Below are 5,530 nucleotides of genomic sequence, written 5' to 3'. Positions count from 1 at the left end.
GCCCGCCGGCGCGCCGCCGACGACCGCCTCGACGGGCCCGGCGCCCGCACCGGGTGTGGCTCGTACCCCGCGCGCTCCCGCCGCGCCGGACCACCGCGGGCCGGTCGCGCCGCAGTACGCGCCGCGGCTGCACGACGGCGACGCCGACCCCGGCGAGGTCGTGTGGACGTGGGTCCCGTACGAGGACGACCCCACGCAGGGCAAGGACCGGCCCGTGGTGGTCCTCGCCCGGGACGGCGCCGACGTGCTCGCGCTCATGCTGACGAGCAAGGACCACGACCGGGACGCGGCCCGCGAGGCGCGACGCGGTCGCTACTGGCTCGACGTCGGCGCGGGCGACTGGGACGCCCGGCGCCGCCCGAGCGAGGTCCGGGTCGACCGCGTGCTGCGGCTCGACCCGAGGGCGATCCGCCGCGAGGGCGCCGTGCTGGACCGCGCCGTGTTCGACGAGGTCTGCCGCGCCCGGGCCGCCTTCGAGGCCCACGGCGCCGTGCCACCGGGGCCCGCAGCCCGCTGACGGGCGGGGACCCGGCGCCGCTCGCCCGGTCGCGCGACCGGGTTCGGCCGGCGCCGCGTCGGCTGGTAAGATGCTGATCCGCGTGTCCGCCCAGGTCGGCGGGCACAGGCCCAGCTCCTCTCCGCGGGTGTCCCCACGCCCCAGTCCCGGAGCTGTGCGCGCCCTCTACGACCTGTCAGATCGCCGCACGGCGAACGCACAAGAGAGTCCACACGTGGCCAACATCAAGTCCCAGATCAAGCGCATCAAGACGAACGACAAGGCGCGCCTGCGCAACAAGGCCGTCAAGTCCGAGCTCAAGACCCACGTCCGTCGGGTCCGCGAGGCCGTCGCCGGCGGCGACAAGGAGGCGGCGACCACCGCTCTGCGTCTCGCCTCGAAGAAGCTCGACAAGGCCGTCTCGAAGGGCGTCATCCACGCCAACCAGGCCGCCAACAAGAAGTCGGCGCTGGCCAAGGCCGTCGGCACGCTCTGACGCGCGAGCGTCGCGGCCCGGCCGCGGCGCCCCTCACGACGAACGAGGCGTCACCCCCCCTGCGGGGTGACGCCTCGTTCGTGTTCGTCCGGGCCGGAGCCCGGGCCGTCAGCCGCTGACCGTCGTGCGGATCGGCACCGTGGGACGGAAGCCCGCCTCGCGCAGCGAGCGGTCGAACGCCCGCGCCGCCGCCGCGGCGTCGCCCTGCAGCAGGTAGCGGTCACCCAGGTCGCGCCACGCGGACGCGGACTGCCGGGTGGCGGACATCATCGCCAGCATCTCGGCCGCCTGGCCGTAGACGGTGGCCGCCCCGTCCACGTCACCCTGCGCGTGCCGGGCGTCGCCGAGGCCGAGGAGCGCGACCGCCTTCTCGAGCCGCGGCGCGTCGCCCAGGCGCTCGAGCGCCGCGCGCGCGTGCGTCTCGGACAGCGCCGCGTCGCCCAGCAGCAGGTGGGCCCGGGCCCGCTCGACGTCGACGCGGGACAGCTCGACCTCCGAGCCGAGCACCGCCAGGGCGCCGGCCGCACGGTCGATCTGCTCGAGCGCGAGCGTCGGCTCGGCCGGCTCGGAGCGCAGCAGGAGCCACGCGTAGTTGAGCCGCAGGCGCGGCAGGTCGCGGTCGGGCTCACCCTCGCCCAGCAGCGCCAGTGCGCGCTCCGTGTACGTCTGCGCGAGCGCGTAGTCGCGGCGCTGCTCCGCGACGAGGGCGGCGTTCCAGTAGACCGAGCCGCGGCCGCGCGGCGTGCCGAGCGACTCGGCGACCCGGATCAGCTCCGCCACCTGGTGCGTCGCGAAGAGGAGGTCGCCGCGCTCGACGTAGGCCCACAGGACCGTCGACCCGAGGCGCAGGTGCTCGTCGGTGCCCGCGAGCTCGGCGCCCTCGAGCTCGCCGATGACGGCCTGGCCGACCTCGATCGAGCGGTGCAGGTCGCCGGCCTCGAGGTACGACGCGACGAGCGTGGTCGCCAGCCGGGCCGCCTCGAGGTGGTGCGAGCGGCGGCGGGCGTCGGACAGCAGGGGCTCGAGGATCGCGACGGACTCCTCGAGCTTGCCGAGGGCCTCGCACGCGTGCGCGAGCGTGATGAGCGCGTCCACGCGCAGGGCGGGCGAGACGACGTCGAGGTCGAGCGCCGTGATGCGCTCGCTGGCCCGCTCGGCCTCGCCGCGCGTGAGGTCGAGCTTCGCGTAGTCGACCTCGAGCCGGGTGCGGGACTCGTTGGGCCCGTCCTCCCCGTACTTGAGGTACTCGAGGGTCGTGCCGAGCCGGCTGGCGAGGATCGCGAGAGCCTGGTCGGTCGGTTCCCGGTGGCCTGCCTCGATCAGCGAGATGTAGCTGGGCGAGAACGCGGACGCCGCGAGAGCCGTCTGCGACAGGCCAGCCGCGAGCCGAGCTTCCCGGACGCGGTCAGCAATGGTGGTCATGGTCCGTCATTGTACGTATGACGTCCAGGAGCACCAGCCCCCTGTCACGGCGCGTCGCGCCACCCCCCGGGCGGACGCGCCGTGACGGCGGACGGGAGGCCCGTCCGCGGGCCGCTAGACGATCCGGCAGCAGCCGGTGGCGCCGCCGGAGAGGGTCGCCGGCTCGTCGGCGGGATCGGCGACGACGACCCCCGTGGTACCGAGGCCGATGAGGGAGACCAGCACGAGCTTGAGGATGCCTGACACGATCGAACTCCTGTCACGTGGGGGACCGCAGGGGTCAGAGCAATGATGACAAACCGTACAGCCGTTGTCCCGGCTGTTGCGGCGATCACACCCTCCCGGGTGACGGCCGGCGCGGGTGAGACTACGGGCTCCCGGCGAAAACCACCCGCGCCGCAGGGTTTCACAGCCGAGAAAGTGTGGTGTCATAACAGCCATGACGCACGCTGACGACGCGGGGCTCGCGCAGCTCGCACGAGCGGTCGAGGACGCCATCCCCGACGCTCTGCGGCGCGAGTGGATCCAGCGCGAGCAGCTCGAGCCCGTGCTCGTCGCCCGCCAGGCGATCTTCACCTCGCACGGCCGCCCGTTCGCCTACCAGCTCTCGTACCGCTCCCCCGACCGCCGCACGACCGCGGCCACGCTGTGGAGCCGGCACCAGCACGAGCGGGCCACGGAGCACGTGCTGGGCGCGACGTTCGGGCGGGCCAACCTCGAGCACGTCGCCCACGGCCGCCTGCTGTTCGTCCGGTGCCCGCGCGCCTTCCTCGTCGGCGACCTGCCGATCCCCCGGCGCCCCGACCGCCTCGTCATCGAGGTGACGGACGCGCACGACGTGGACGCCGAGGTCGTCGCGGGCCTGCGCCGCCTGCGGGAGGACGGGTTCCGCATCGCGCTCGCGTCCTTCGTCGACACGACGCACCAGCGCCGCCTGCTGCCGCTGGCGGACTTCGTCAAGATCGACGTCCGGGACCTCGACGTCGAGGGGCACCCCGTGGTGGAGGTCGCCCGCTCGTACGGGGCCGCCCTCGTGGCCGAGTACGTGGAGTCGCCGGAGACGCTGCGCGCGGCCCGGGACCTCGGCTTCACGCTGTTCCAGGGCAACCTGCTCGAGCGCGCCGGCGTGCTCGACCGCACGCACGCCCGTCGCGTCTCCCTCTGAGCGCGCGCCCCCCGGCCTGCCCGGGCACACCCCTGCCGCCGCGTCGCGCATCGGAGCTGCCCGGCGCCCGCCGTCCCGCCGGCCGGTGTGACTACCCGGTAGGCCATCCGGGTGAACGGCGTCATGACAGCGCCCGAACGCCCTCTCATGGGTCGTGAACGCTCCAGCAGCCGGGTCGAAGGCGCCGCGTCGCCGCGTCGCGCTGCAGCCCATCTGGACCACCGACGGCGAGCTCGTCGGCCACGAGTACCTCTACCGCACGGACGCCGGTGAGCCCGCCGGCGTCGACCGGTGGCCCGCCCGCCAGCAGGACGAGGCGACCGCGGCCGTCCTCGACGTCATCGCGCACGACGACCGGCTCCCCCGGGTCGGGAGCGCGTTCGTCAACATCACCCGGGCGTTCTTCGTCGACGACCTCGCGCTGCCGGTGACCCCCGGACGGCTCGTGCTGGAGGTCGTCGAGTCGGTCACCGCGGACGACCCGGTGCTGCTCGGCCTGCGGCGCATGCGCGCCCGGGGCTTCCGGATCGCCATCGACGACTTCGAGGCGCTCCCCCACCAGGTCGCGATGCTGCCGTTCGCCGACTACGTCAAGATCGACTGCCGGGCGCTCCTGCACTCCGGCGCCGAGCTCATCGCCGCGGCGCGGCGGTTCGGCGCCCGCCTGGTGGCCGAGCACGTCTCGACGCCGGAGCTCGTCGAGGCCTGCACCGACGCCGGCTTCGACCTGCTCCAGGGCAACGCGCTCGGCCCGGCCTCCACCACGCTGCCCAGCTGCGCCTGATCCGTCGGCGTCGGGGACGCGACCGCGCCGCCGCCTCAGCGCCCGCTGGCCTGCGCGATCCGGAGCACCGCGCGCTCCACCGCGAACCGCGGGTCCCGGCTCTCCCCCTTGACCTCGGCGTCCGCCTGGGCGACCGCGCCGATCGCCACGGCGAGGCCCTCGGGGGTCCACCGGCGCAGCTCGTTCGTCGCCCGGTCCACCTGCCACGGCGCCATCCCGAGCTCGCGCGCCGCCGCGGCGCCCCGGCCGCGCACGGCGGCCACCTTGGCGAGGGCGCGCAGCTTCATGGCGAGCGCCGCCACGATCGGCACCGGGTCCACCCCGGTCGCCAGGGCGTGGCGCAGCAGGGCGACGGCCTGGCCCGCGTTGCCGGCGACGGCCGCGTCGGCGACACGGAAGCCCGTCGCCTCGATCCGTCCGCCGTAGTACCGCTCCACGACGTCCGCGCCGATGAGGCCCGACGTGTCGGCGACCAGCTGCGCGCACGCCGCGGCGAGCTCGCGCAGGTCGCTGCCGACCGCGTCGACGAGCGCCCGGACCGCCTGGGCGTCCGCTCGCCGGCCCGCGCGGCGCAGCTCGGCGGTGACGAACGCCGGCTTGTCGCTGTCCGCTACGGCGTCGCACGCGGCCGTGGGCACCTTGGCCGCGCGGAGCGCGTCGAGCAGGCGCTTGCCGCGCTGGCCGCCGCCGTGCCGGAGCACCAGCACCACGCCGTCCGGCGGGGCCGCGACGCACGCCTCGGCGTCGGCCAGCAGCTCGTCGGTGGCACGCTCCACGCCGTCCACGACGACCACCTTGTCCTCCGCGAACAGGGACGGGCTCGTCACCACCCCGAGCGCGCCCGCCGTGTACTCGGCGGCGTCGAGCCGCGTCACCTCGACCTGCGGGTCGCGCTCGCGCGCCAGCGCGACGAGCCGCTCGACCGCCCGGTCCGCCAGCAGCCCCTCCGACCCCTGCACGAGCACGACGGGCGCGAGCCCGATCTCGTCCCAGGCCACGCCCGGGGTCGACGCGCGGGCGGAGGATCGACGCTGCGGAGGCACGCGCACAGCCTGCCACGAGCCGCCGACCGTCCCGGCGGCCGGCCGGGCGACCGGGCTGCCGCGCGACCCGGTCGGACGACCCCGTCCGGCCGGCGGCCGCGCGCGCGGTGCGTCGGGTGCTACC

The 5,530-nt window shown here is 75.6% G+C and carries 7 protein-coding genes; 4 read left to right on the top strand and 3 right to left on the bottom strand.

The annotated features are described in order from the left end of the window. Window positions 1-517, top strand: a 517-nt coding sequence (locus HGCM_RS10560; protein ID WP_246119454.1) for a type II toxin-antitoxin system PemK/MazF family toxin, incomplete at its 5' end; no start/stop codon positions are given. A gap of 214 nt (window positions 518-731) precedes the next feature. Beyond that, window positions 732-992: a 30S ribosomal protein S20 gene (gene rpsT / locus HGCM_RS10555; protein WP_019136804.1), complete on the top strand. Its 261-nt coding sequence runs from the start codon at window positions 732-734 to the stop codon at window positions 990-992. Between the two features lie 108 nt (window positions 993-1,100). On the opposite strand, the gene HGCM_RS10550 is transcribed toward rpsT, so the two are convergent. Next, entirely contained in the window at window positions 1,101-2,414 is a 1,314-nt protein-coding gene (locus tag HGCM_RS10550; protein ID WP_019136803.1) for a helix-turn-helix domain-containing protein, read from the bottom strand. A gap of 114 nt (window positions 2,415-2,528) precedes the next feature. Beyond that, a complete protein-coding gene (locus tag HGCM_RS20460) occupies window positions 2,529-2,660 on the bottom strand; it encodes a hypothetical protein (protein ID WP_019136802.1) in 132 nt (43 codons plus the stop codon). Window positions 2,661-2,853: 193 nt separating this feature from the next. On the opposite strand from HGCM_RS20460, the gene HGCM_RS10540 reads away from it, so the two are divergent. Together HGCM_RS10540 and HGCM_RS10535 are read left to right on the top strand one after the other, a co-directional pair. Continuing rightward, window positions 2,854-3,579, top strand: coding sequence for an EAL and HDOD domain-containing protein (locus tag HGCM_RS10540; RefSeq protein ID WP_019136801.1), 726 nt, complete (start codon window positions 2,854-2,856; stop codon window positions 3,577-3,579). A gap of 154 nt (window positions 3,580-3,733) precedes the next feature. Next, complete coding sequence (locus tag HGCM_RS10535; RefSeq protein ID WP_019136800.1) at window positions 3,734-4,363, top strand: EAL domain-containing protein; 630 nt, start codon at window positions 3,734-3,736, stop codon at window positions 4,361-4,363. A 35-nt stretch (window positions 4,364-4,398) separates the two neighbouring features. On the opposite strand, the gene holA is transcribed toward HGCM_RS10535, so the two are convergent. Continuing rightward, on the bottom strand, window positions 4,399-5,406 hold the full coding sequence (gene holA, locus HGCM_RS10530) for a DNA polymerase III subunit delta (RefSeq protein ID WP_026075409.1): 1,008 nt from the start codon (window positions 5,404-5,406) through the stop codon (window positions 4,399-4,401). Between the last annotated feature and the right edge of the window lie 124 nt (window positions 5,407-5,530).

It is taken from the genome of Cellulomonas massiliensis JC225 (genome assembly GCF_000312005.1).
GTDB lineage: Bacteria > Actinomycetota > Actinomycetes > Actinomycetales > Cellulomonadaceae > Cellulomonas > Cellulomonas massiliensis.
Note: the sequence above shows the minus strand (reverse complement) of the source record. Positions and strands in the feature narration are given on the sequence as shown.

Bases quoted from the DNA above. Each gene is read 5' to 3' on its own strand.
- HGCM_RS10550 (WP_019136803.1), bottom strand. From the start codon at position 2,414: ATGACCACCATTGCTGACCGCGTCCGGGAAGCTCGGCTCGCGGCTGGC.
- HGCM_RS10540 (WP_019136801.1), top strand. From the start codon at position 2,854: ATGACGCACGCTGACGACGCGGGGCTCGCGCAGCTCGCACGAGCGGTC.